This window comes from Streptomyces griseomycini (genome assembly GCF_014203535.1).
In the GTDB taxonomy this organism is placed as follows: Bacteria; Actinomycetota; Actinomycetes; order Streptomycetales; family Streptomycetaceae; genus Streptomyces; species Streptomyces griseomycini.
In genome coordinates, this window is sequence record NZ_JACHJI010000014.1 from 1 (window position 1) to 23,088 (window position 23,088).

15 protein-coding genes and 2 pseudogenes are annotated in these 23,088 nt (G+C 72.4%); 8 read left to right on the plus strand and 9 right to left on the minus strand.

Annotated features, from left to right (window positions below; genetic code table 11):
* The 5 genes and pseudogenes from FHS37_RS30210 to FHS37_RS30230 all read right to left on the minus strand — a co-directional run.
* Positions 1–276, minus strand: a pseudogene (locus tag FHS37_RS30210) (ABC transporter permease); the annotation flags it as partial.
* Positions 273–1,790 carry a sugar ABC transporter ATP-binding protein gene (locus FHS37_RS30215; RefSeq protein ID WP_184827058.1) on the minus strand — a complete coding sequence of 506 codons (1,518 nt, stop codon included), beginning with the start codon at positions 1,788–1,790 and terminating at the stop codon, positions 273–275. The gene FHS37_RS30215 and the pseudogene FHS37_RS30210, both read right to left, overlap by 4 nt.
* A 199-nt stretch (positions 1,791–1,989) precedes the next feature.
* Positions 1,990–3,171, minus strand: a complete 1,182-nt coding sequence (locus FHS37_RS30220) for an ROK family protein (protein ID WP_184827364.1) — start codon at positions 3,169–3,171, stop codon at positions 1,990–1,992.
* 198 nt (positions 3,172–3,369) lie between these two features.
* Positions 3,370–4,047, minus strand: a complete 678-nt coding sequence (locus FHS37_RS30225) for a GntR family transcriptional regulator (protein WP_184827060.1) — start codon at positions 4,045–4,047, stop codon at positions 3,370–3,372.
* A 180-nt stretch (positions 4,048–4,227) separates the two neighbouring features.
* Positions 4,228–5,166: a beta-ketoacyl-ACP synthase III gene (locus FHS37_RS30230; protein ID WP_184827062.1), complete on the minus strand. Its 939-nt coding sequence runs from the start codon at positions 5,164–5,166 to the stop codon at positions 4,228–4,230.
* A 244-nt stretch (positions 5,167–5,410) separates the two neighbouring features.
* Here FHS37_RS30230 and FHS37_RS40010 point away from each other — a divergent pair.
* From FHS37_RS40010 to FHS37_RS30245, 3 genes and pseudogenes are all read left to right on the plus strand, one after another.
* A pseudogene (locus FHS37_RS40010) lies at positions 5,411–5,656 on the plus strand (2Fe-2S iron-sulfur cluster-binding protein); the annotation flags it as partial.
* A 22-nt stretch (positions 5,657–5,678) separates the two neighbouring features.
* A complete protein-coding gene (fdhD, locus tag FHS37_RS30240; RefSeq protein WP_184827066.1) occupies positions 5,679–6,530 on the plus strand; it encodes a formate dehydrogenase accessory sulfurtransferase FdhD in 852 nt (283 codons plus the stop codon).
* A 218-nt stretch (positions 6,531–6,748) separates the two neighbouring features.
* The gene (locus FHS37_RS30245; RefSeq protein ID WP_184827068.1) at positions 6,749–7,984 is read left to right on the plus strand and encodes a DUF5005 domain-containing protein; all 1,236 of its coding nucleotides are present in this window, start codon (positions 6,749–6,751) and stop codon (positions 7,982–7,984) included.
* Here FHS37_RS30245 and FHS37_RS30250 read toward each other — a convergent pair.
* Positions 7,920–8,930 (minus strand): bile acid:sodium symporter family protein, encoded by a 1,011-nt coding sequence (locus FHS37_RS30250; protein ID WP_184827366.1) that lies wholly within the window; start codon positions 8,928–8,930, stop codon positions 7,920–7,922. The genes FHS37_RS30245 and FHS37_RS30250 overlap by 65 nt on opposite strands.
* 169 nt (positions 8,931–9,099) lie before the next feature.
* On the opposite strand from FHS37_RS30250, the gene FHS37_RS30255 reads away from it, so the two are divergent.
* The 3 genes from FHS37_RS30255 (at position 9,100) to FHS37_RS30265 (ending at position 13,073) form a co-directional block, all read left to right on the plus strand.
* On the plus strand, positions 9,100–9,990 hold the full coding sequence (locus FHS37_RS30255; protein WP_184827070.1) for a LysR family transcriptional regulator: 891 nt from the start codon (positions 9,100–9,102) through the stop codon (positions 9,988–9,990).
* A gap of 339 nt (positions 9,991–10,329) precedes the next feature.
* Entirely contained in the window at positions 10,330–12,156 is a 1,827-nt protein-coding gene (locus tag FHS37_RS30260) for an AMP-dependent synthetase/ligase (RefSeq protein WP_184827072.1), read from the plus strand.
* Between the two features lie 125 nt (positions 12,157–12,281).
* Positions 12,282–13,073 carry an aldo/keto reductase gene (locus tag FHS37_RS30265; RefSeq protein WP_184827368.1) on the plus strand — a complete coding sequence of 264 codons (792 nt, stop codon included), beginning with the start codon at positions 12,282–12,284 and terminating at the stop codon, positions 13,071–13,073.
* A gap of 74 nt (positions 13,074–13,147) precedes the next feature.
* Here the strand turns inward: FHS37_RS30265 and FHS37_RS30270 are convergent, their stop codons facing one another.
* From FHS37_RS30270 to FHS37_RS30280, 3 genes are all read right to left on the minus strand, one after another.
* Positions 13,148–13,849, minus strand: coding sequence for an SDR family oxidoreductase (locus FHS37_RS30270; RefSeq protein ID WP_184827074.1), 702 nt, complete (start codon positions 13,847–13,849; stop codon positions 13,148–13,150).
* 70 nt (positions 13,850–13,919) lie between these two features.
* Positions 13,920–14,825, minus strand: a complete 906-nt coding sequence (locus FHS37_RS30275) for a class I SAM-dependent methyltransferase (RefSeq protein ID WP_184827076.1) — start codon at positions 14,823–14,825, stop codon at positions 13,920–13,922.
* 194 nt (positions 14,826–15,019) lie between these two features.
* Complete coding sequence (locus FHS37_RS30280; protein ID WP_184827078.1) at positions 15,020–16,744, minus strand: glycoside hydrolase family 6 protein; 1,725 nt, start codon at positions 16,742–16,744, stop codon at positions 15,020–15,022.
* 565 nt (positions 16,745–17,309) lie between these two features.
* On the opposite strand from FHS37_RS30280, the gene FHS37_RS30285 reads away from it, so the two are divergent.
* Together FHS37_RS30285 and FHS37_RS30290 are read left to right on the plus strand one after the other, a co-directional pair.
* Entirely contained in the window at positions 17,310–20,225 is a 2,916-nt protein-coding gene (locus FHS37_RS30285; protein ID WP_184827080.1) for a glycoside hydrolase family 48 protein, read from the plus strand.
* 141 nt (positions 20,226–20,366) lie between these two features.
* On the plus strand, positions 20,367–23,036 hold the full coding sequence (locus FHS37_RS30290) for a cellulose binding domain-containing protein (protein ID WP_184827082.1): 2,670 nt from the start codon (positions 20,367–20,369) through the stop codon (positions 23,034–23,036).
* The last annotated feature ends 52 nt before the right edge of the window (positions 23,037–23,088 follow it).

Sequence of the window (23,088 nt, forward strand, 5' to 3'; positions counted from 1 at the left end):
CGACAGGTCGATGCCGCCGGAGACGATGACGAAGGTCATGCCGACGGTGACGACACCGATCACGGACGCCTGCGTGAGGACGAGCTGCAGGTTGCGGGTGTCGAGGAACTCGTCCGGTTTGGTGATGCCGCCGATGAGGACCAGCACGGCGAGCACGCCGAGCAGCGACAGGGTGCGGACGTCGGCGCGGAACAACACGGCGCGCCGGGCGGGTGTTCCGCCGGCCGGCGGCACCTTGTCGGTGCCGTCCCGCGGCGGGGAGACGGGCTGCGTCATGACGCCGGGCTTCCTTCCATGACGAGGTCGAGTACACGGTGTTCGTCGAGCTCGCGGGCGGGCGCCGTGTGGACGACCCGGCCCTCGCGCAGCACCAGGACGCGGTCGGCGAGGCCGAGCACCTCGGGCACCTCGCTGGAGACCAGCAGCACGGCGAGGCCTTCGTCCGCCAGCCGGCGGACGACCGCGTACAGTTCGGCGCGGGCGCCGACGTCGACGCCGCGCGTGGGTTCGTCGAGGAGCAGGACCCGGCAGCCCCGCAGCAGCCAGCGCGCGAGCACGGCCTTCTGCTGGTTGCCGCCGGACAGGGTGCGTACGGGCACGTCCGGGTTGTCGGGCCTGAGTGACAGCTCGCGGGTCGCCGCGTGTGCCGCCCCCAGTTCGGCACCGCGGTCGAGCCAGCCGCCCCGCGAGAAGCGGGACATGGAGGAGACCGACACGTTGCGGGTGACGGACTCCAGCATGAGCAGGGCCTGCGCCTTGCGTTCCTCGGGGGCGAGCCCGAGCCCGGCCCGTACGGCCGCCCGCACGCTGCCCGGCTTCAGGGGGCGCCCGTCGACGAGGACCCGGCCGGTGTCCGGCCTGCGGGCGCCGTAGATCGTCTCGAGGATCTCCGAGCGCCCGGAGCCGACGAGTCCGGCGAGCCCGACGATCTCGCCGGGCCGCACCTGGAGGTCGAGGGGGGCGAACTCGCCCTGACGGGACAGTCCTTCGACGGTGAGCACCGGTTCGGCCTCCGGTGCGGAGACGGGCCGCTCGGGGAAGACGTACTCGACGTTGCGTCCCGTCATCAGCGCCACGACCTCGCGGGTCGGTGTCGACTCCGCGGGCAGCCCGCCGGCCACGGCCCGGCCGTCCTTCAGCACCGTCACCCGGTCGCCGATGCGCCGGATCTCCTCGAGCCGGTGCGAGATGTAGACGACGGCCACCCCCTCCGCGGTGAGGTCCGCGACGATGCGGAAGAGGTTGTCGACCTCGTCCGGGTCGAGCGCGGCGGACGGCTCGTCCATCACGATCAGCCGGACCTCGTGGGACAGCGCCCGGGCCATCGACACGATCTGCTGCTGCGCCGCCGACAACTCCCCGACCGGGCGGGCCGGGTCGATCTCCGGGTGCCCGAGTCGCTTCAGCAACTGAGCGGTCGAGGCCCGCGCGGCCCTCCCCCGGACGACGAAGCCGGCGGACGTGGGTTCGTGTCCGAGGAAGACGTTCTCGGCGACCGACAGGTGTTCCACCAGGTCGAGTTCCTGGTAGATGGTGGCGATCCCGAGGCGCATGGCGGCGATCGGCGAGCGCAGGGTGACCGCTTCCCCGCGCCAGCGGATGGTGCCGGTGTCGGGCTGGTGGGCGCCGGCCAGCACCTTGATCAGGGTGGACTTGCCGGCGCCGTTCTGGCCGAGCAGGCAGTGGACTTCGCCGGCCTGGACGTCGAGGTCGACGCCGTCCAGGGCCCGGACTCCGGGGAACGACTTGGTGATGCCGGTCATGCTGAGCAGCGGTGGTTCTGGTGCCATGCGGATTCCCCTCGGCGGGCATGCAGGCCGGATGCAGGGTGATCCCCTTGCGGGGCAAGCGTTTTCAGGCAGGGCAGGGCAGGACGGGGCGCGGTGCCGGTGAGCTGTTCGGGTGCGGTGGGGCCGGTGCGTCGGAGGAGCGGTGGGGCTGTGCGCGGCGGGACGGGCGGGTGCTTGCGCGGACGGGACGGGTGGTCGCTTACGCGGGTGAGAACAGGTGGTCGCTGATGAGCCGGGCCGCGCCGATGACACCGGCGGTGGGGCCCAGCTCTCCCAGGACGATGGGGAGGTTGCCGGTCGCCAGGGGCAGCGACTGGCGGTAGACCTGGGTGCGGATCGCGGCGAGCAGGGTGTGGCCGAGGCCGGTCACCCCGCCGCCGATCACCACCAGGCCGGGGTTGAAGAAGCTGACCAGGCCGGCGATGACCTGGCCGGTGCGGGTGCCGCCCTCGCGGATCAGGTCGAGGGCGGTCGCGTCCCCCGTGGCGGCCGCCGCGGCGACGTCGGCGGCGCTGAGCGTGCCGTTCGCCTCCAGGCGGCTCGCGAGTTCGGCGGAGAGCCCCTGCTGGGCGGCCTCCGTGGCGTCCCGGGCGAGGGCCGCGCCGGAGAAGTGGGCCTCCAGGCAGCCCCGGTTGCCGCAGGCGCACGGGCGGCCGTCGGGCACGGCCTGGATGTGCCCGATGTCGCCGGCGCTGCCCGTCGTACCGCGGTAGACCTCACCGCCGACGACGATGCCGCAGCCGATGCCGGTCCCGATCTTGACGCAGAGGAAGTCGGCGACGGTGCGGGCGACGCCCGCGTGCTGCTCGCCCATCGCCATCAGGTTCACGTCGTTGTCGACCATGACCGGGCAGCCCAGTTCCTGGCTGAGCGCCTCCCGCACCGGGAAGCCGTCCCAGCCGGGCATGATCGGCGGGGCCACCGGGACGCCCTCGGGGAAGCGGACCGGGCCGGGGACGCCGATGCCGGCGCCGTCGAAGCCCTCCGCGACACCGGAGGCCTTCAGCTTGGCGGCCATGGCCAGTGCTTGTTCGAAGACCGCGACGGGTCCCTCGCGGACGTCCATGGGCTGGTTGAGGTGCCCGAGGATCTCCAGCTCGGCGTTGGTCACGGCGACGTCGATCGACGTGGCACCGATGTCGACGCCGAGGAAGCGCAGGTGCGGGTTGAGCCGGATGTTGTGGGAGCGCCGGCCGCCGCGCGAAGCGGCGAGTCCGTCGGCCACGACCAGTTCCGTCTCCAGCAGCCGGTCCACCTCCACGGCCAGCTTCGACCGCGAGAGGTCGACCTGGTCGCCCAGCTGGGCGCGGGAGTTGGGGCCGCCGTCGCGCAACAGCCTGAGCAGCCGGGCCTGGTGGGCGTTCGCGGGTCGCGCCGTCATACGTCTCACGGGCCCCTCCCTGCCTCGATCGGCCTGTGCGCGCCGGATCCCGGTCACGTCCGTGGCGTGCTTTCGGAGGGGAACGTAGCAGTGCCCGCCCGGAGTGGGAAGAAGTCGCGCAGGAATTGCCCCTCACTTTCCCCACTCACAGGACAAAGGTGTTCCGGAGGGTGCCCGGCGCCCTCGCCCGGACGCCCCCTAGGACTCCGCCCGTGCGTGGTGCGAACGCCGGGTGTGCTCGGTGTGCTCGCGCATGAGCCGGGTGGCCAGCTGCTCGTCGTGGTCCGCGATCGCGGCGATCAGATCGCGGTGCTCGGCCCAGGACTGTGCGCCGCGCCGCCGGGCGACCGGTGCGTAGTACCAGCGCACGCGCCGGTCGACCTGGGCGGCGAGCCCGGCGAGCACGGTGTTGCCGGCCAGCTCCATGATCGCGGCGTGGAAGCGGGCGTCGAGGGCGACGGCGGCGTCCACGTCGCCGGAGGCGACGGCCCCGAGGCCCTGCGCCAGGATCTCCTCCAGGCTCTCGACGCCCGCGCTGTCGGCGTTGAGCGCGGCGAGCCGGGCGGCCTCGGCCTCCAGCAGCGTACGGACGGTGAGGAGCTGGTCGGCCTCCTCCTCCGTCGGCTCGTGCACGAACGCGCCCTGCGCCGGCCGCAGGTCGACCCAGCCCTCGGTGTTCAGCCGCTGCAGCGCCTCGCGCACCGGCTGGCGGGAGACCCCGAGGTGGCCGGCGAGTTCGCTCTCGACGAGGTGCTGGCCGGGCTGGAGGGCGCGGGTGGTGATGAGTTCGAGCAGCGCCTCGTAGACGCGGTCGCGCAGCGGGCCGGGCCGTTCGAGTCTGGGCACCGCCCCCTGGGGCAGTCCTGGCGACAGCATCGCGGTCCCCCTCCTCGGCAGGGCGGCCGTGCACCGCCGCAGGGCCGGTGTCACCGCGCGCCGGTGACGATTGTCTTTCGTCTACAGTCTACGGCGCACCGGGGAGGGGAAGGGGAGCGGAGAGTCGGCCTCGTCGCACCGGCACGACCCGCCGCACCCGCACGGGGGACGCGGGGACGCTCAGGGGCAGCGCACGACCTGCCCCGCGTAGGACAGGTTCCCGCCGAAGCCGAACAGCAGGACCGGGTCGCCGGTCGACACCGCGCCCCGCTCGACGAGCTTGGAGAAGGCGAGCGGGATGCTCGCGGCCGAGGTGTTGCCGGACTCGGTGACGTCGCGGGCGACGACGGCGTTGACGGCGCCGATCCTGCGCGCGAGGGGTTCGATGATCCGCAGGTTGGCCTGGTGCAGCACGACGGCCGCGAGGTCCTCGGGCGCCAGCCCCGCCTTCTCGCAGGCCTGGCGCGCGAGGGAGGGCAGCCGCGTGGTCGCCCAGCGGTAGACGCTCTGTCCCTCCTGGGCGAACCGCGGCGGCGTCCCCTCGATCCGCACCGCGTGCCCCATCTCGGGCACCGACCCCCACAGCACCGGACCGATCCCGTTCTCCCCGGCGGCCTCCACCACGGCCGCGCCCGCCCCGTCGCCGACGAGCACGCAGGTGGAGCGGTCGGTCCAGTCGGTCACCTCGGACATCTTGTCGGCGCCGACGACCAGGGCCCGGCCCGCGGAACCGGCCCGCACGGCGTGGTCCGCGGTGGCCAGGGCGTGGGTGAACCCGGCGCACACCACGTTGACGTCCATCGCGGCGGGCGCGGGGACGCCGAGGCGTGCGGCCACCCGGGCGGCCATGTTGGGCGAGCGGTCGATCGCGGTGGACGTGGCGACCAGGACCAGGTCGATGTCGGCGGGCGTCCGGCCGGCCGCCGCGAGCGCCTTGGCGGCGGCGTGCGCGGCCAGTTCGTCGACCGGCTCGTCGGGGCCCGCGATGTGACGGGTGCGGATGCCCACCCGGCTCGTGATCCACTCGTCGCTGGTGTCCACCATGCCTGCCAGGTCCTCGTTGGTGAGCACCCCGGCAGGCTGGTAGTGGCCGACGGCGGCGATGCGCGAGCCGATCATGGGTGGTTCCCCTCGTGGGTCGGGTGCGGGATGCACCAGTCTGATCAGTGACTCACGGGTACGAGGGCAGGTGAAGCGACAGGAAACGGGTGCCGGGCTTGTCGGCTTCCGCCTTCCCCCGCCCTCCCCGGCTCCTCCCCTGCGCGCGGACCCTTGTCACCCCGCTCTCCATACTGTCGACAACATCTCGTCGACATCGTCCGGGCGTCCGGGCGTCCGGCCCCCCGGCACCCGGCGTCCCGGGTGCCCGACGGGCGCGCTGTCGTCCCAGTCGGAGTACGGCATGCGGGCGGCCGGCACCCGGGACGGGTCGCAGCGGACGGAGGCGACGACCGGGTGCGCCCACCGCGGCGTGGGCTGCGACGTCATCCCGCACGTGCAGGACAATGAGATCGTGAAGGTCACCTCGCCGCACGACAACCCGGTGACCCACGGCAACCTGTGCGTCAAGGGCCGCTTCGGCTCCCAGCGCGTACAGAACCGGGACTGAACCGATCGGAACTGATGGGGACATGGGACGAGTCACGGAACGACGCAAGGTGCTCCGGATCCGGGACGGCGCGGTGTCCAGCCGCCCGGACACGCTCGTCGCCGAGGAACCCCTGGAGATCCGGCTGAACGGCAGACCGCTGGCGGTCACCATGCGCACGCCGGGCGACGACTTCGCCCTGGCCGTCGGCTTCCTGGTGAGCGAGGGGGTCCTGGCCACCGCGTCCGACCTGCAGAACATCGTCTACTGCGCCGGGGCGACCGGCGAGGGGGGCTCCAACACCTACAACGTGGTGGACGTGCGGACCTCCCCGGACGTGGTGGTCCCGGACATCACGCTCGAGCGCAACGTGTACACCACCTCGTCCTGCGGTCTGTGCGGCAAGGCCAGTCTGGACGCGGTGCGCACCACGACCCGCCATCCCCTCGCCGACACTCCCCCGCTGCGCCTGACCCCGGAGCTGCTGGCGGGCCTGCCCGACCGGCTGCGCGCGGCCCAGCGGGTCTTCGACCGCACCGGCGGTCTGCACGCGGCGGCCCTGTTCGACGAGGACGGCGAGCTGCTGGACGTACGGGAGGACGTGGGCCGGCACAACGCGGTGGACAAGGTCGTCGGCCGGGCCCTGCAGGGCGGGGGGCTCCCGCTGTCCCGGGCGGTCCTGCTGGTCTCCGGCCGGGCCTCCTTCGAGCTGGCGCAGAAGGCGGTGATGGCCGGCGTCCCGGTCCTGGCGGCGGTCTCCGCACCGTCCTCGCTGGCCGTGGACCTGGCCGTGGAGACGGGCCTGACGCTGGTGGGCTTCCTGCGGGGCGGTTCCATGAACGTGTACGCGGGTGAGGACCGCATCGCCCTGCGGGCCGCGGCCGCCCGGGACTGACCGGTCCGCCGCGACACGCCGGCGGGGCCCCCGCCGGCGGGGAGCGCCCCCTGCGCCGCGGGGTCCCGCCTCAGGACCGGCGGGCCGACGACCGCCCTGCTTCCCTGAGCCGCACCGGCACCCTCGAACCGCGCACCAGGACCCCTGGCCGTACCGAGGCCCCTGGCCTACCGACGCCCCATGGACCGGAGCCACATCGGCCACTAACGTCCCGGAGCGTGCCCGACGACGCCGCACGAGCACGACAGCGCACGGGGACCGGGATCGCGGTGGTGCTGGCCCTGGTCCTCGGAGTCCTGCTGGTCACCGGCCTGCCGGAGGACGGCGACCGGCGGCCGGACGGCGGCGCCTGCCCACCGCGCACCGTCGCCTCCTGGTCCGCCGACTCCGCCCTCACCGCCGAGTTCGCCCGCTACGGCGACGACGCCGGCCGCGCCGACGACTGGACCGGCGGTGACGGCACCCACTCGGTGCGGCTGCCCGACGGCCGGCTGTTGTGGCTGTTCTCCGACACCTACCTGGGCCGGGTGCACCGCCCGCCCAACCCGGTCGGCGAGTCCTCCGCCTGGCGGGACGCCACCGCCCCGCTGGTGCGCAACTCTGCGGTGCTGATGCGCGACGGCCGCCTGGAGCGCACCCTCCCCGCCCCGCTCTTCCCCGACCCCGCCCCGAACCAGTGGCGCTGGCCGGTGGGCGCCCGGGTCGAGCCCCGCTCCCCCGGCTCCGCCGAACAGGTCGTCCGGGTCCTGCTGTGGGTGCGCGCCGCCGGGCAGTCCCCGTGGATCTACGGCGTGCCCGACGCCACCGAGGTCGCCACGCTCTCGCTTCCCGACCTGCGCCTGGAGTCGGTCGTGACGGTGCTCGACCAGCGGCAGGTCCCCGATCCGTCACGGCGGGTGCTGTTCGGCACGACGCTGGTCGAGGAGGACGGCTGGACGTACGTCTTCGGCGGCGACGACGGCCGCCCCGCCTCCCGTCCGGCCTCGTACGCCTACGTGGCGCGCGTCCCGGAGGGCGGGCTGGCGGACCCGGCCGCCTGGGAGTACTGGAACGGTTCGGCGTGGCAGACCCGGGCCCGCCCGCATCCGGTGCTCGGCGACGGACGGCGAAAGGGCGTGGGCAGCGCGTTCTCCGTGGTGCGGGCGGACGGGACGTACGTGCTGTTCACGATGGCCGCGGGCGCCGGGGGACTGACCACGGTGGCGGCGTACTGGGCCTGCTCCCCGACCGGGCCGTGGCACGGGCCGGCGAAGGAGTTCCGCCCCGCGCTGCCGCAGGCCGGCACCGCCGCCTACAACCCGCAGGCGCACCCGGAGCTGAGCGGCGACGGGCGGCTGGTGCTCAGCTACGACGTGAACTGGCTGGAGACGGCCGGGGCCGCGGTGATGCTCAGCCGGAACGTGTCCCTGTACCGGCCTCGGTTCGTGACGATCCGGCTCGGTCCGCCCCGCTGACCTCGACGGGGTCGTGGGAGCGGCGCTTGGCGATCACCGCGCACACCATCAGCTGCATCTGGTGGAAGAGCATCAGCGGCAGCACGGCCAGCGAGGCCTGCGCCCCGAACAGCACGCTCGCCATGGGCAGCCCGGCGGCCAGCGACTTCTTCGAGCCGGCGAACTGGATCGCGATCCGGTCCTCCCGGCCGAACCGCAGCGCCTTGGCGCCGTACCAGGTCAGCAGCAGCATCACGGCGAGCAGCACGGCCTCGACGGCGAGCAGCCCGCCGAGCCGGGCCGGGCTCACCTGCCCCCAGATGCCCTGGACCATGCCCTGGCTGAACGCGGTGTAGACGACGAGCAGGATCGAGCCCCGGTCGACCAGTCCGAGCACCTTCCGGTGGCGGGCGACGAAGGCCCCGACCCAGCGGCGCAGCACCTGTCCGGCGACGAACGGCACCAGCAGCTGCGACACGATCTTCACCACCGAGTCGGCGGAGAACCCGCCCGCGCCGCCGCCGAGCAGGGTCGCCGCGAGCAGCGGGGTGACCACGACGCCGGCCAGCGAGGAGAAGGAGCCTGCGCAGATCGCGGCGGGCACGTTGCCGCGGGCGATCGAGGTGAAGGCGATCGACGACTGGATGGTGGAGGGGACCAGGGTGAGGAAGAGCAGGCCCTGGTACAGGGGGTCGGTCAGGAACACCGGGACGAGTCCGCGGGCGGCCAGGCCCAGCACCGGGAAGACGACGAACGTGCAGGCCAGGACGGTGACGTGGAGGCGCCAGTGCTTCAGGCCGTCCAGGGCCTCACGGGTGGACAGCCGGGCTCCGTAGAGGAAGAAGAGGAAGGCGATCGCGGCCGTGGAGGCGCCCGAGGCGACGTCCGCGCCGGTGCCGCGGGCCGGGAGCAGCGCGGCGAGGCCCACCGTCCCGAGCAGGAGCAGGATGTACGGGTCGATCGGCATCCAGGCCGGCCGTCGCAGGCGTGTCACGGTGCTCCACTTGCTCGGTTCGCTCGGTCGTGCGGGGACGAGACGCCCCCTCCCCATCCTGCTCCTTCCCGTCGTGATCGGGAATCCGGTACACCGCTCTCACTGTCATCACGATCCGTGATGACCGCGGTAGCCTGCCGGGATGACCGGGACGTACGACCCGACACATCTGCGGACCTTCCTGTCCGTGGCGCAGACGCTGAGCTTCACGCAGGCGGCGCGGCGGCTCGGGCTGCGCCAGTCGACCGTCAGCCAGCACGTGCGGCGGCTGGAGGACGCGACCGGGCGGCAGCTGTTCACCCGGGACACGCACGCGGTGGAGCTGACCGAGGACGGCGAGGCGATGCTCGGCTTCGCGCGGCGGATCCTGGCCGCGCACGAGCAGGCGACGCGGTTCTTCACCGGCACCCGGCCGCACGGGCGGCTGCGGTTCGGCGCGTCGGAGGACTTCGTGCTGACCCGGCTGCCGGAGATCCTCGAGCGGTTCCGGCACGAGCACCCGGAGGTCGACCTGGAGCTGACGGTCGAGCTGTCGGGCACGCTGCACGAGCAGCTCGCCGCGGGGAAGCTGGACCTGGTGCTGGCCAAACGGCGGCCCGAGGACCCGCGCGCCGCTCCGCACCGGCTGGTCTGGCACGACGAGCTGGTGTGGATCGGCGCACCGGGGCTGCGTCTGGACCCGAACCGCCCGGTGCCGCTGATCGTCTACCCCCCGCCGGGCATCACCCGGGCCCTGGCCCTGCGGGCGCTGGAGCGGCAGGGCAGACGGTGGCGCGTCGTGTGCACCAGCGGCAGCCTCAGCGGCCTGCTCGCGGCGGCCCGCGCCGGACTGGGGGTGATGGTGCACGCGCGCGGGCTGATCCCGCCGGGGCTGGTGCGGGTGCCGGAGCGGGCGGGCCTGCCGGAGCCGGGCGAGGTGGACTTCGTGGTGGCGCACGGCCGGGTCCGCCCCTCCGCGCAGGGGGCGGCCGACGCCCTGACGGCGGCGATCCTGGCGGGCGGCGACCGGCTGCACCGCAGCGGGCGGGGGTGACGCTTTCGCCCGCGCGTGCGCTGGGACCAGGGGGACCGGTACCGCGCCCCAAGGGGCGGTCATGGGGTCGTACAGATTCCGTGGAGATTACGGCGCCGAAACTTACTCCGCCGTCAGGTTTCTGTCCGACCCTTCCCCATGTGAGCGCATTTTCCTCCGCTGACCAGCACGGACCGGGGTCCCGCCCGGTTCTCGTCCCCTCTCCCGCACCCCGGCCCGGTGGGGTAGCTTTCACGGCGCTGTGCGGGAGGTCACCCTCCCGGACCAGTCCGGCCGGTCCGACCGGGCCGACCGGGCCGACCAGTCCGAGCGCCGAGAAGCGGGGAACGGGGAGCGGGATTGCGCGAGATCACCAGTCCTCCGCCGGCCCTGGCGCCCCCGGTCGGCGGTCTGGCCGACGTGGTCTTCCAGTACGCCGAGGAGGACCCGTCGTACGTCGCGCTGGGCCGCAAGGACGACACCGGCCGGTGGCGGGACGTGACCAGCGCCGAGTTCCGCGACGAGGTGCTCGCCCTCGCCAAGGGCCTGCTCGCGGGCGGGGTCCGCTTCGGCGACCGGGTCGCGATCATGTCCCGCACCCGGTACGAGTGGACGCTCTTCGACTTCGCGCTGTGGACGATCGGCGCGCAGGTCGTGCCGGTGTACCCCACGTCCTCCGCCGAGCAGTGCTCCTGGATGCTGCACGACGCCGAGGTGACGGCCGCGGTCGTGGAGCACGAGGACCACGCGATGACGATCGCCACCGTCATCGACCGGCTGCCGCGGATGCGCCGGCTGTGGCAGCTCGACGCGGGCGCGGTGCAGGAGCTGTACGACGCGGGCGCGCACCTCGACGACGAGGTGGTGCACCGGCACCGGCGGGCGGTCACCCCCGACTCGGTGGCGACGGTCATCTACACCTCGGGCACCACGGGCCGTCCCAAGGGCTGCGTCCTCACGCACGGCAACTTCATGCACGAGGCGGACACCGTCGTCGCGCGCTGGGAGCCGGTGTTCCGCTCCGGGAAGGACGACCGGGCGGCGACGCTGCTGTTCCTGCCGCTCGCGCACGTCTTCGGGCGGATGGTGCAGGTCGCCGGGGTCCGGGGCAAGGTGAAGTTCGGCCATCAGCCGCGGCTGGACGCGGCGGCCCTGATGCCCGACCTGGCCGCGTTCCGGCCGACGTTCATCCTGGCCGTGCCGTACATCTTCGAGAAGGTGTTCCACGCGGCGCGGCGCAGGGCGGAGCTGGAGGGCCGCGCGGGGCCGTTCGAGAGGGCCGTCGAGGTGGCCGTCAGGTACGCGGAGGCCGTCGAGGCGAAGGCCTGGGGCACCGGGCCCGGCCCGTCCGCGGCCCTGCGGGTGCAGCACCAGCTCTTCGACAAGCTCGTCTACTCCAGGATCCGCACCGCGATGGGCGGCCGGATCCGGCACGCCATGTCGGGCGGCTCGGCGATGGACCGCCGGCTCGGGCTGTTCTTCGCGGGCGCAGGCGTCCACGTCTACGAGGGGTACGGCCTCACGGAGTCGACGGCGGCCGCCACCGCCAACCCGCCCGAGCGCACCCGGTACGGCACGGTCGGCCTGCCCGTTCCCGGGGTCACCGTGCACATCGCCGAGGACGGGGAGATCTGGCTGCGGGGCGGCACCGTCTTCCAGGGCTACCTCAACAACCCCGAGGCGACCGGCGAGACCCTGCACGACGGCTGGCTGGCCACCGGCGACCTCGGTTCCCTGGACGGGGACGGCTATCTGACCATCACCGGCCGCAAGAAGGAGGTCCTGGTCACCTCGGGCGGCAAGAGCGTCTCGCCGGGGCTGCTGGAGGAGCGGGTGCGGGACCACCCGCTGGTCAGCCAGTGCATCGTCGTCGGCAACGACCGCCCGTACGTCGCCGCCCTGGTCACACTGGACCCGGAGGCGGTCGAGCACTGGCTGACCATGCGCCGCAAGCCGAAGCCGACACCGGCCGAGCTGGTGCGGGACCCGGACCTGGAGGCGGAGGTGCGGCGGGCGGTGGTCGCGGCCAACACCCTCGTCTCGCAGGCCGAGTCGATCCGCACCTTCCGGATCCTGGCGCAGCCGTTCACCGAGGAGCACGGGCTGCTCACGCCGTCGCTGAAGCTGAAGCGGAGGGCGATCGAGAGGGCGTACGCGGAAGAGGTCGACGCACTCTACCCCGCGTGAATTCTCCCGTCAGGAATGCATCACGGGCCGTGATCGTTGACCATGGGAGTATCACCTGACCACAACCTAAGGATCGAGAGCTCGTGAGCAAGGTCCCCCCGATCATCCTGAACAACGGCGTCGAGATGCCCCAGCTGGGCTTCGGCGTCTGGCAGGTGCCGGACGACGAGGCCGAGACGGCCGTCGCGACGGCGCTGGAGGCGGGCTACCGCAGCATCGACACCGCGGCGATCTACGGCAACGAGGAGGGCACCGGCAAGGCCATCGCGCGGTCGGGCGTCCCCCGCGAGGACCTCTTCGTCACCACCAAGCTCTGGAACAGCGACCAGGGGTACGACGCGACGCTGCGCGCCTTCGACGCCTCCGTGTCGAAGCTGGGCCTGGACTACGTGGACCTGTACCTCATCCACTGGCCGACCCCCGAGCGGGGCCTGTACGTGGACACGTACAAGGCGTTCGAGAAGCTGCACGCCGACGGCCGGATCCGCGCGATCGGCGTGTCCAACTTCCTCCCCGAGCACCTGGAGCGCCTGATCGCCGAGACGTCGGTGGTCCCGGCGGTCAACCAGATCGAGCTGCACCCGCACCTGCAGCAGCACGCCGCGCGCGAGTACCACGCCGAGCAGGGCATCGCCACCGAGGCCTGGTCGCCGCTGGGCCAGGGCAAGGGCCTGCTGGAGGTCCCGGCGATCGTGGCCATCGCGCAGAAGCACGGCCGCACCCCGGCCCAGGTCGTCCTGCGCTGGCACATCCAGCTGGGCAACGTCGTCATCCCGAAGTCGGTGACGCCGTCCCGGATCGAGGAGAACATCGACGTCTTCGGCTTCAGCCTGGACGCCGAGGACCTCGCGGCGATCAGCGCCCTGAACGAGGACCGGCGGCTGGGTCCGGACCCCGCGGAGTTCAACGGGGCCTGACGTCCCGCGCCCGGCGGCCCCCCGCGCCCTTCGGCAGGGTGCGGGGAGGCCTCCGGGCGCCTGTGTGCGGTCGGTCAGTTGGGCTGGCCGACGGGCCGGACGACCACGGTGTTGACGTCCACGCCGGCCGGCTGCCCCAGGGCCCACACGACCGAGTCGGCGATCTGGTCGGCGGTGAGCAGGTGGCCGGGCGGGAGGCTGCCGTAGGTGTCCCAGAACGGGGTCTCCACCCGACCGGGCGCGATCAGGGTCACGCCCACGCCCCACTCGGTGACCTGCCGCCGGGTGTTCTCGGCGAGCCCGGTCACCGCCCACTTGGTCGCGCCGTAGAGGTTGCCGGGGCCCGGTACGAACCCGGCGACGCTCCCCACCAGCACGATCCGTCCCCGGGTCTCCTTCAGGGCCTCGATCGAGGCCCTGACCAGCAGGGCGGGACCGAGGACGTTGGTCAGCACCATCTCGGTCCACCCGGCGGGGTCGCCCTCGGCGACCGAATCGTGGGTGGCGAAACCGGCGTTGGCGACGACGGTGTCCAGCCGGCCGAACTCCGCCAGCACGGTGTCGACCGCCGACCGCACGTCGTCGTACACCGCCGCGTTCCCGGGGAGCGTCAACAGCCCTTCGGGTTCGCCCAGTTCCTTCGCGAAGCCGCGCAGCCGCCCGGCACCGCGCCCGGTGACGGCCACCCGCTGCCCCGCGTCCAGCAACCGCCGCGCGACGGCGGCCCCGATGCCGCTGCCCCCGCCGGTGATGAGCGCGACCTGAGAGTCGGTCATGGTTACCCCCTGGTGTCGTTGTCCGCCGGGGAGTCCATCACTTGGAGAGCTCTCGAAGTCAAGGGCGTGGTCACACGGGCCGTACCGCCGTGTGGACCGTGTGGGCGGCCAGGACGAACACGTCCGGGCGGTGGTGCAGGCTCGCCTCGTCGCCGGGGTCGAGGAGGCGGTCGAGGGTGGCGCGGTCCTCGGCGTCCAGCCTCTCGGCCATGGCCTCGCGGATGCGCCCGAGGGAGGTGACGACGTAGGCGCGGGCGCGGTCCGTGGCCGGTGCGGGGAGGTCGAGGAGGAAGGTGCGCGAGCGGGGGCGGCGCAGGCCGGCCGAGGCCAGCAGGGCCGGCCAGTCCTCGGTGTGCGCCACCGAGCCCGGCAGTTCGGCGCGCATCCGGGCGAACCACTCCTCCTCCACCGCGTCGAGGCGCGCCTGGAGTCCGGGCCGGCCGAAACCGATGTCGCGGGGCAGGAACCGGGCGGGCAGGCCGCCCTCCAACACCGCCAGCGTGCCCCCGGGTGCGAGCCGTGCGGCGAGCGCGGCGAGCGCGGCGCTCTGGTCGCCGAGGTGGTGCACGCTGCGGCTGGCCCACAGCAGGTCGGCCGGGTAGTCCAACGCGTCGAGCACCTCGGGCAGTTCACCGGCGAGGGTGCCGAAGCGGTCGGCGAAGCCCAGGCGGGCGGCCCGGGCGCCGGCCCGCTCCAGCAGTGGTGCGGAGCCGTCGACGGCCACGATCCGCGCGCCCGGGAAGGTCTCGGCGAGGAGGCCGGAGATGACGCCGGGCCCGCTGCCCGCGTCGACGACGAGTCCGGGCTCGGTGACCTCCTTCGCCAGCCAGTTCAGGGCCTGCTCGTACAGCGGGGCGAAGAGTTCCGCCTGGGATTCGAGCAGGGGGGCCATCTCGGCCCAGTCGATGTCGGTGTGGTCGTGGTGGTGCCCGGGACCGTGGTCGCCGTCGTGGTGGTGCTCGTGGTGGTGCGTCATGGTGGTCAGCCTCTCCGCTCGGATGCCGCCAAGGGTGCTCCGACGCACCGGACGGGAGCAACACGTGTTGCCGCTCCCGCAAAAAGGTTCTTCGCGGGAGCGGCCGTGCTGTCGCGGAGGGAGGGAAGGGCGTGTGCGGCCGCCGGGACCGGACCTGGCGGGCCCGGCCCCGGCGGCTCAGCGGAGCCGGCCGGTCAGGACAGCGGCGGGTACGCGTTCTTCATCAGCTCCTGGAACTGGGCGGAGAACCAGTGCCCGGAGATGGGGGCGTCGGGCAGCGCCCCCGACATGTTGTTGTCGTTCCGCGGGTTGCCGGTGTACGTCGGGTCGCACATCCGGTCGAAGCCCTTGCCCTCGTCGTTGTCGATGACCTTGCTCGCCCCGTCGGACTCGCCCGGGGGCTTCATCCACACGTAGGCGTCGATCCCGGGCTCCGGCGAGGCCTGCGGCCGCTCGCCGAGACCCGCGCCCTTCTGGTTGCACCAGTTGCCCGTGTTGAACCGCCGGTCGTAGCGGCCGCCGTCGACGTAGGTGTCCACGCTGGTCGTGGCGCCGGGCCCGGTGGGCCGGTTCGCCCCGCCCCAGCCGTTGCGGGAGGTGTCGATCAGCATGCCGATCTTCGAGTCGAAACCGAGCGAGACCAGCTTCTCGCGCAGGGCCTGGGCGTACGACAGCTCGTCGACGTAGCGGTTCCAGCTGACCCACTTCGACTCGCGCACCGACTTGCCGGCCACGGTCTGGTCGACCGAGAAGTGGTCCTCCTTCAGCGCGCTGTAGTTGGCGGTGTTGGCGATGAAGCCGTGCACGTCGGCCACGGTCGCGCCCTCGGCGGTGGCGGCCTGCTTGAACATCTCCGCCGAGGCGCCGAAGTTGTCGTCCCAGCCGAGCCAGCCGTGGTGTCCGGCGTCCACGTAGTTGTAGACGTTGGGCACGTCGCCGAGCTTGTTCAGGGCGTAGCCGACGCCCTTGACGTAGTTGCCGTTGGCCTTCATCACGTCGCAGTTCGGCGTGGCGGTGGGCCGCGGGGAGACGTTGGTGACCAGGTTCGGCAGGGAGTCGATCTCGACCGTGGTGACGATCCTCAGCGGGGCGTACTTCGGGTCGGCGAGGATGGTCTTGATCGGGTCGATGTACTGGGTCTTGTACTTGTCGATCTCCGTCGGGCCGAGTTCGCCGTTGGAGGCGAGCGCGGCGCAGTCGCGGCCGGGCAGGTTGTAGATGACCAGCTGGACGACGAGTTCGCCGGAGCCCTTCTGCTTCAGGGCCTCGTCCAGGTGGTCGCGCAGGCCCATGCCGCCGTTGACCCCGTTGATGGCGGCGGTGCGGTCCAGCCAGACGCCGGTGGGCTGGTTGGCGATGCGGCTGCCGCCCGGCTCGGCGGCGGCCTTGGCGGACCACTCGGGGTTCACGTACACCTTGGCGCCGTCGTAGGGGTTGTCGACCCGGTTGCCGGGCGGCGGGTCGGTCGGGTCCGGCGGCGGGTCGGTGGGGCCGCCGCCGGAGTCGACGTTGCAGGTCACGCCGTCGAGGGTGAAGGTGGCGGGGATCGCGTTGGTGCCGCTGTAGGTGCCCTGGAAGCCGAAGGTGGCCGAACCGCCGGTGGCCAGCGCGCCGTTGTAGGACTCGTTGGCGGCGGTGACGTTCGCGCCGGACTGGGTGACCTTGGCGTTCCAGCCGCTGGTGATCTTCTGGTTGCCGGCGTACGACCACTTCACCGCCCACGACGACTTGGCGGCGCCGTTGTTGGTGACCGTCACGGACGCGGTGAAGCCGGTGTTCCACTGGTTCTGCACCTTGTAGTCCACGGTGCAGGGGACGGCGGCCGCGCCGACGTCGCCGGGGACGACGGCGAACGCCGTTCCCGTGGCGCCGGCGACCAGCGCCATGGCGGCGAGGAGCGCGGTTCTGGTGCGACTCATGAGTGCGGGTTTCCTATCCGTAGGGGAGCTGTCCTTCGAGGCCGCGCGGGTGACCGCGCGGCCCGGTGCCGTACGGGTGGGAGTGCCGTCGTGACCCGGTTCGGGACGGGCCCGTGGCGCCGCCCGGGGAGTTCTCGGGCAGCGCGGACGACGTGGGGTCCCACGGAAGTGCGCCGGCCCCGCGCCCGGGGTGCGGGTGGTGCCGTCGAGCCGGATCGCCGCCGTCCCGGCGCCGCCCACGGAAGGGGGCGTGGCGGAGGGCTCCGCCGTGCGCGGGGGTGGCTAAAAGTACTGAACGCGGGGGGTGGCGCATGAGCGACTCCTTGCAGTTCGGACGCGCCGTGACGGACGCGCCGACTGGTGGAACCGCTCCCACTGGTGCCCATGAAGCTAGCGCCAAGTGACGGCGAAGAACAGAGGGTGTTGCTGACTTTCCCTCAAGTCGTCCCGTCGAATGTTTTCGACTCCTCACAAGCCTTGACCGCACCCCACCCCGTCCCCACTATGGGAGCGCTCCCACTGGTTCAAGCCTTGACCTCTCCGAGTCGCAGGAGGAACCAGCACCATGCATCCCCCACCCAGAAGACGCAGAGGCGTCCGGCGGTTGTGGACGTCCGCCGCGGCGGCCCTCGCGCTTCCGCTGACGATGCTCTCCTCAGGTTCAACTCCCGCTCAGGCGGCAGCTGTCCAGTGCAGCGTCGACTACAAGGCGAACGACTGGGGCTCCGGCTTCACCGCGGACCTGACCCTCACCAACCGCGGCACCGACACCATCGACGGCTGGACGCTGACGTACGACTACGCGGGCAACCAGAAGCTCGTGAACGGCTGGAACGGCAGCTGGTCGCAGTCCGGGAAGACCGTGACCGTGAAGAACGCCGGGTACAACGCCCGGATCGCCGCCGGCGCCGCCGTCACGACCGGCGCCCAGTTCTCCTACAGCGGCAGCAACGCCGCGCCCACGTCCTTCGCGATCAACGGCACCACCTGCACCGGCGCCCATCAGCCGCCGATCACCGTGCTGACCAGCCCCGAGGCCGGCGCCGTCTACACCCAGGGGGAGACCGTCCCGCTCGCGGCGACCGCGGCGGCCGCCGACGACGCCACGATCACCAAGGTGGAGTTCTACGACGACACCGAACTGCTGGGCACGGACACGAGCGCGCCGTTCACCCTTTCGGTCGCTGGTTTGACCGTGGGCAGTCATTCGCTGGTGGCGAAGGCCCACGACAGCATGGGCGCCTCCGCGACCTCGACCCCGGTCGGCATCACGGTCGCCTCGGGCCCCACCGTGGTGGCCAACCCCGCCCAGCTGGGCGTCCAGCAGGGCGAGTCGGGCACGTACGAGGTGAAGCTGTCGAAGCAGCCGAGCGCGAACGTGACCGTCACCACGGCCCGGGCGAGCGGCAACTCGGGGCTGTCGGTCACCGGTGGCGCCTCGCTCACCTTCACGCCGTCGAACTGGGACACCGCGCAGAAGGTGACCATCAGCGCCGACGACTCCGGCACCGGTTCGGCGGTCTTCGAGTCGACGGCACCGGGGCACGGCAAGGCCGCGGTCACGGTGACGCAGCTGGGCGCGCAGAAGGCGTACGACGCGCGCTTCCTGGAGCTCTACGGCAAGATCACCGATCCGGCGAACGGCTACTTCTCGCCCGAGGGCATTCCCTACCACTCGGTCGAGACGCTGATCGTCGAGGCGCCGGACCACGGCCACGAGACCACCTCGGAGGCGTACAGCTACCTGCTGTGGCTGCAGGCCATGTACGGCAAGGTGACCGGTGACTGGTCGAAGTTCAACGGGGCCTGGGAGATCATGGAGAAGTACATGATCCCGACCCGCGCGGACCAGCCGACCAACTCCTTCTACAACGCCTCCAAGCCGGCGACGTACGCGCCCGAGCACGACACCCCGAACGAGTACCCGTCCGCGCTCGACCCGGGCGTCTCGGTCGGCCCCGACCCGATCGCGGCCGAGCTGAGGTCCGCCTACGGCACGGACGACGTCTACGGCATGCACTGGATCCAGGACGTCGACAACGTCTACGGCTACGGCAACTCGCCCGGCAAGTGCGAGGCGGGCCCGTCGGACACCGGACCGTCGTACATCAACACCTTCCAGCGCGGCCCGCAGGAGTCGGTGTGGGAGACCGTCCCGCAGCCCACCTGCGACGCCTTCAAGTACGGCGGGAAGAACGGCTACCTGGACCTGTTCACCAAGGACGCGTCCTACGCCAAGCAGTGGAAGTTCACCAACGCCCCGGACGCCGACGCGCGCGCCGTGCAGGCCGCGTACTGGGCGGACAAGTGGGCCAAGGAGCAGGGCAAGGGCTCCGACGTCTCCGCGACCGTCGCCAAGGCCGCGAAGATGGGTGACTACCTGCGCTACGCCATGTTCGACAAGTACTTCAAGAAGATCGGCAACTGCACCAGCCCCTCCTGCCCGGCCGGCACCGGCAAGGACTCCTCGCACTACCTGCTGTCCTGGTACTACGCCTGGGGCGGGGCCACCGACTCCTCGGCGGGCTGGGCCTGGCGCATCGGCTCCAGCCACGCGCACGGCGGCTACCAGAACCCGCTCGCCGCGTACGCGCTGAGCAGCTACGCGCCGCTGAAGCCGAAGTCGGCGACCGGCGCGGACGACTGGGCCAAGTCGATGCAGCGGCAGCTGGAGTTCTACCGCTGGCTGCAGTCCGACGAGGGCGGCATCGCGGGCGGCGCGACCAACAGCTGGGCGGGACGGTACACGACCCCGCCGGCCGGCACGCCGACCTTCTACGGCATGCACTACGACGAGAAGCCGGTCTACCACGACCCGCCGTCGAACCAGTGGTTCGGCTTCCAGGCGTGGTCGATGGAGCGGGTCGCCGAGCTGTACCAGCAGACCGGCAACGCGCTCGCCAAGTCGGTCCTCGACAAGTGGGTGGACTGGGCCCTGTCCGAGACCACGGTCAACCCGGACGGCACCTTCCGGATCCCGTCGACGCTCCGCTGGTCGGGCAAGCCCGACACGTGGAACGCCGCGAACCCCGGCGCCAACAGCGGCCTGCACGTCGACGTCGTCGACTACACCAACGACGTGGGCGTCGCGGCGGCGTACGCCAAGACCCTGACGTACTACGCCGACCGCTCCGGCGACACCGAGGCCGCCGCCACCGCGAAGAAGCTCCTCGACGGCATGTGGGCCAACCACCAGGACGACCTGGGCATCGCCGTCCCGGAGACCCGCGCCGACTACGAGCGCTTCGACGACCCGGTGTACGTCCCGAGCGGCTGGACCGGCACCATGCCCAACGGCGACGCGATCAACTCGTCGTCGACGTTCGACTCGATCCGCTCCTTCTACCAGGACGACCCGGCCTGGTCGAAGATCGAGTCCTACCTGGCGGGCGGCGCCGCGCCCACCTTCACGTACCACCGGTTCTGGGCCCAGGCGGACATCGCCACGGCCATGGGCGCGTACGCGGAGCTCCTCGAATAGCCCCCGCCAACGCTCCGCGTACCGGCCCCGGCACCTGACGCCGGGGCCACCCGGCCGGGCGGCCCCCAGCGCACGGGGGGCCGCCCGGCCCTCGCACGCTCCCCGCCCCTGCCCTCCCCCACCATGAGGAAGGAACGCCCCGTGCGAAGAACCCGCACCCTCACGGTCGTGCTCGCGCTGGCGGCCGGTCTGCTCGCGGGCGGCCCGCCCGCCCTCGCGGCCGCGGACGCCCCGGAGCCGGCCGGCGCCGCCCTCGCCGCCGACACCTACACCTGGAAGAACGCCCGCATCGACGGCGGCGGCTTCGTCCCCGGCATCGTCTTCAACCGCAGCGAGAAGGACCTGGCCTACGCCCGCACCGACATCGGCGGCGCCTACCGCTGGCAGGAGGCGACGAAGACCTGGACCCCGCTGCTGGACTCGGTGGGCTGGGACGACTGGGGACACACCGGCGTGGTGAGCCTCGCCTCCGACCCGGTCGACCCCGACCGGGTGTACGCGGCGGTCGGCACGTACACCAACGACTGGGACCCGGGCGACGGCGCGGTGCTGCGCTCCGCCGACCGGGGCGCCACCTGGAAGAAGGCCGACCTGCCGTTCAAGCTGGGCGGCAACATGCCGGGCCGGGGCATGGGGGAACGCCTGGCCGTCGACCCGCACCGCAACAGCGTGCTGTACCTGGGCGCGCCCAGCGGGAAGGGGCTGTGGCGGTCGACCGACTCGGGGGCGAGTTGGTCCCAGGTGACGGACTTCCCCAACGTCGGGAACTACGCGCAGGACCCGAGCGACGCCTCCGGGTACGCCAGTGACAACCAGGGGATCGTCTGGGTCACCTTCGACGAGTCGACGGGCACCCCCGGCAGCGCGACGAAGACGGTCTACGTCGGTGTCGCCGACAAGGACAACGCCGTGTACCGGTCCACGGACGCGGGCGCGACCTGGGAGCGCCTGCCCGGACAGCCGACGGGGTACCTGGCCCACAAGGGCGTCCTCGACGCCGAGAACGGCCACCTCTACCTCGCCTACAGCGACACCGGCGGCCCGTACGACGGCGGCAGGGGCCGCCTGTACCGGTACACCACGGCGACCGGCACCTGGACGGACATCAGCCCCGTCGCCGAGGCCGACACGTACTACGGCTTCAGCGGTCTGACGGTGGACCGGCAGGACCCGGGCACGGTGATGGCCACCGCCTACAGCTCCTGGTGGCCGGACACCCAGATCTTCCGCTCCACGGACAGCGGCGCGACCTGGACCAAGGCGTGGGACTACACGTCGTACCCGAACCGCGAGAACCGTTACACCATGGACGTCTCGTCCGTGCCGTGGCTCACCTGGGGCGCCGACCCCGCCCCGCCCGAGCAGACCCCGAAGCTCGGCTGGATGACCGAGGCGCTGGAGATCGACCCCTTCGACTCGGACCGCATGATGTACGGCACGGGCGCGACGATCTACGGCACCGAGAACCTCACGAACTGGGACTCCGGCTCGAAGTTCGCCATCACGCCCATGGTGCGCGGCCTGGAGGAGACGGCCGTCAACGACCTCGCCTCTCCCCCGTCGGGCGCGCCGCTGCTCAGCGCGCTCGGTGACATCGGCGGCTTCCGGCACACGGACCTGACGAAGGTCCCGTCGATGATGTTCACCCGGCCGAACTTCACCTCGACGACGAGCCTGGACTTCGCCGAGTCGAACCCGGACACGGTGGTCCGGGCCGGCAACGTGGACTCCGGCCCGCACATCGCGTTCTCCACCGACAACGGCGCCAACTGGTTCGCGGGGACGGACCCCTCGGGCGTCAGCGGGGGCGGGACGGTCGCGGCGGCGGCCGACGGCAGCCGGTTCGTGTGGAGCCCCCAGGGCACCGGCGTGCACCACACGACCGGGTTCGGCACGTCCTGGTCGAAGTCGGCCGGCATCCCGGACGGAGCGGTCGTGGAGTCGGACCGGGTGGACCCGGAGACCTTCTACGGCTTCAAGTCCGGGAAGCTCTACGTCAGTACGGACGGCGGGGCGACCTTCGAGGAGTCGTCCGCGACCGGGCTGCCCGGCGGCGACAGCGTGCGGTTCAAGGCACTGCCGGGCGCGAAGGGCGACGTCTGGCTGGCGGGAGGGTCGAGCGACGGGGCGTACGGCCTGTGGCACTCCACGGACGCCGGGGCGACGTTCACCAGGCTGGAGAACGTGGAGGAGGCCGACACCGTCGGCTTCGGCAAGGCGGCGCCCGGGGCCTCGTACCAGACCCTCTACACCAGCGCGAAGATCGACGGGGTGCGCGGCATCTTCCGCTCCACGGACCGCGGCGCCACCTGGACTCGCATCAACGACGACGCCCACCAGTGGGGCTGGACCGGCGCGGCGATCACCGGTGACCCGCGGGTGTACGGCCGGGTGTACGTGGCGACCAACGGACGCGGCGTCGTCTACGGCGACACCTCGGACACCGGGGGCGGGGACGACGGCGGCACGGACCCGGATCCGCAGCCCTCGGGTGCCTGCGCGGTGACGTACACGATCACCAACCAGTGGTCCGACGGCTTCCAGGCCGAGGTCCGGGTGACGAACACGGGCGCCGAAGCCTGGAACGGCTGGACGCTGAACTGGTCCTTCGCGGACGGGCAGAGGATCTCCCAGCTCTGGAACGGAGCCCACACGCAGTCGGGTCCGTCGGTGGCGGTGCGCAACACCGACTGGAACGGCACCGTGGCGGCGGGCTCGTCGGCCGGCTTCGGCTTCACGGCGAGCCGGTCGGCGGCGAACACCGAACCGACGGCCTTCGAGCTGGGTGGGCGGACCTGCACGGTGAGCTGAGGACCGCCGGTGGGGGATGATGACCGGGCCCCCACCGGCGACAGCGAAGGAG

Bases quoted from the DNA above. Each gene is read 5' to 3' on its own strand.
- FHS37_RS30215 (WP_184827058.1), bottom strand. From the start codon at position 1,790: ATGGCACCAGAACCACCGCTGCTCAGCATGACCGGCATCACCAAGTCG.
- FHS37_RS30220 (WP_184827364.1), bottom strand. From the start codon at position 3,171: ATGACGGCGCGACCCGCGAACGCCCACCAGGCCCGGCTGCTCAGGCTG.
- FHS37_RS30225 (WP_184827060.1), bottom strand. From the start codon at position 4,047: ATGCTGTCGCCAGGACTGCCCCAGGGGGCGGTGCCCAGACTCGAACGG.
- FHS37_RS30230 (WP_184827062.1), bottom strand. From the start codon at position 5,166: ATGATCGGCTCGCGCATCGCCGCCGTCGGCCACTACCAGCCTGCCGGG.
- fdhD (WP_184827066.1), top strand. From the start codon at position 5,679: ATGGGACGAGTCACGGAACGACGCAAGGTGCTCCGGATCCGGGACGGC.
- FHS37_RS30250 (WP_184827366.1), bottom strand. From the start codon at position 8,930: ATGCCGATCGACCCGTACATCCTGCTCCTGCTCGGGACGGTGGGCCTC.
- FHS37_RS30255 (WP_184827070.1), top strand. From the start codon at position 9,100: ATGACCGGGACGTACGACCCGACACATCTGCGGACCTTCCTGTCCGTG.
- FHS37_RS30265 (WP_184827368.1), top strand. From the start codon at position 12,282: ATGCCCCAGCTGGGCTTCGGCGTCTGGCAGGTGCCGGACGACGAGGCC.
- FHS37_RS30270 (WP_184827074.1), bottom strand. From the start codon at position 13,849: ATGACCGACTCTCAGGTCGCGCTCATCACCGGCGGGGGCAGCGGCATC.
- FHS37_RS30275 (WP_184827076.1), bottom strand. From the start codon at position 14,825: ATGACGCACCACCACGAGCACCACCACGACGGCGACCACGGTCCCGGG.
- FHS37_RS30280 (WP_184827078.1), bottom strand. From the start codon at position 16,744: ATGAGTCGCACCAGAACCGCGCTCCTCGCCGCCATGGCGCTGGTCGCC.
- FHS37_RS30285 (WP_184827080.1), top strand. From the start codon at position 17,310: ATGCATCCCCCACCCAGAAGACGCAGAGGCGTCCGGCGGTTGTGGACG.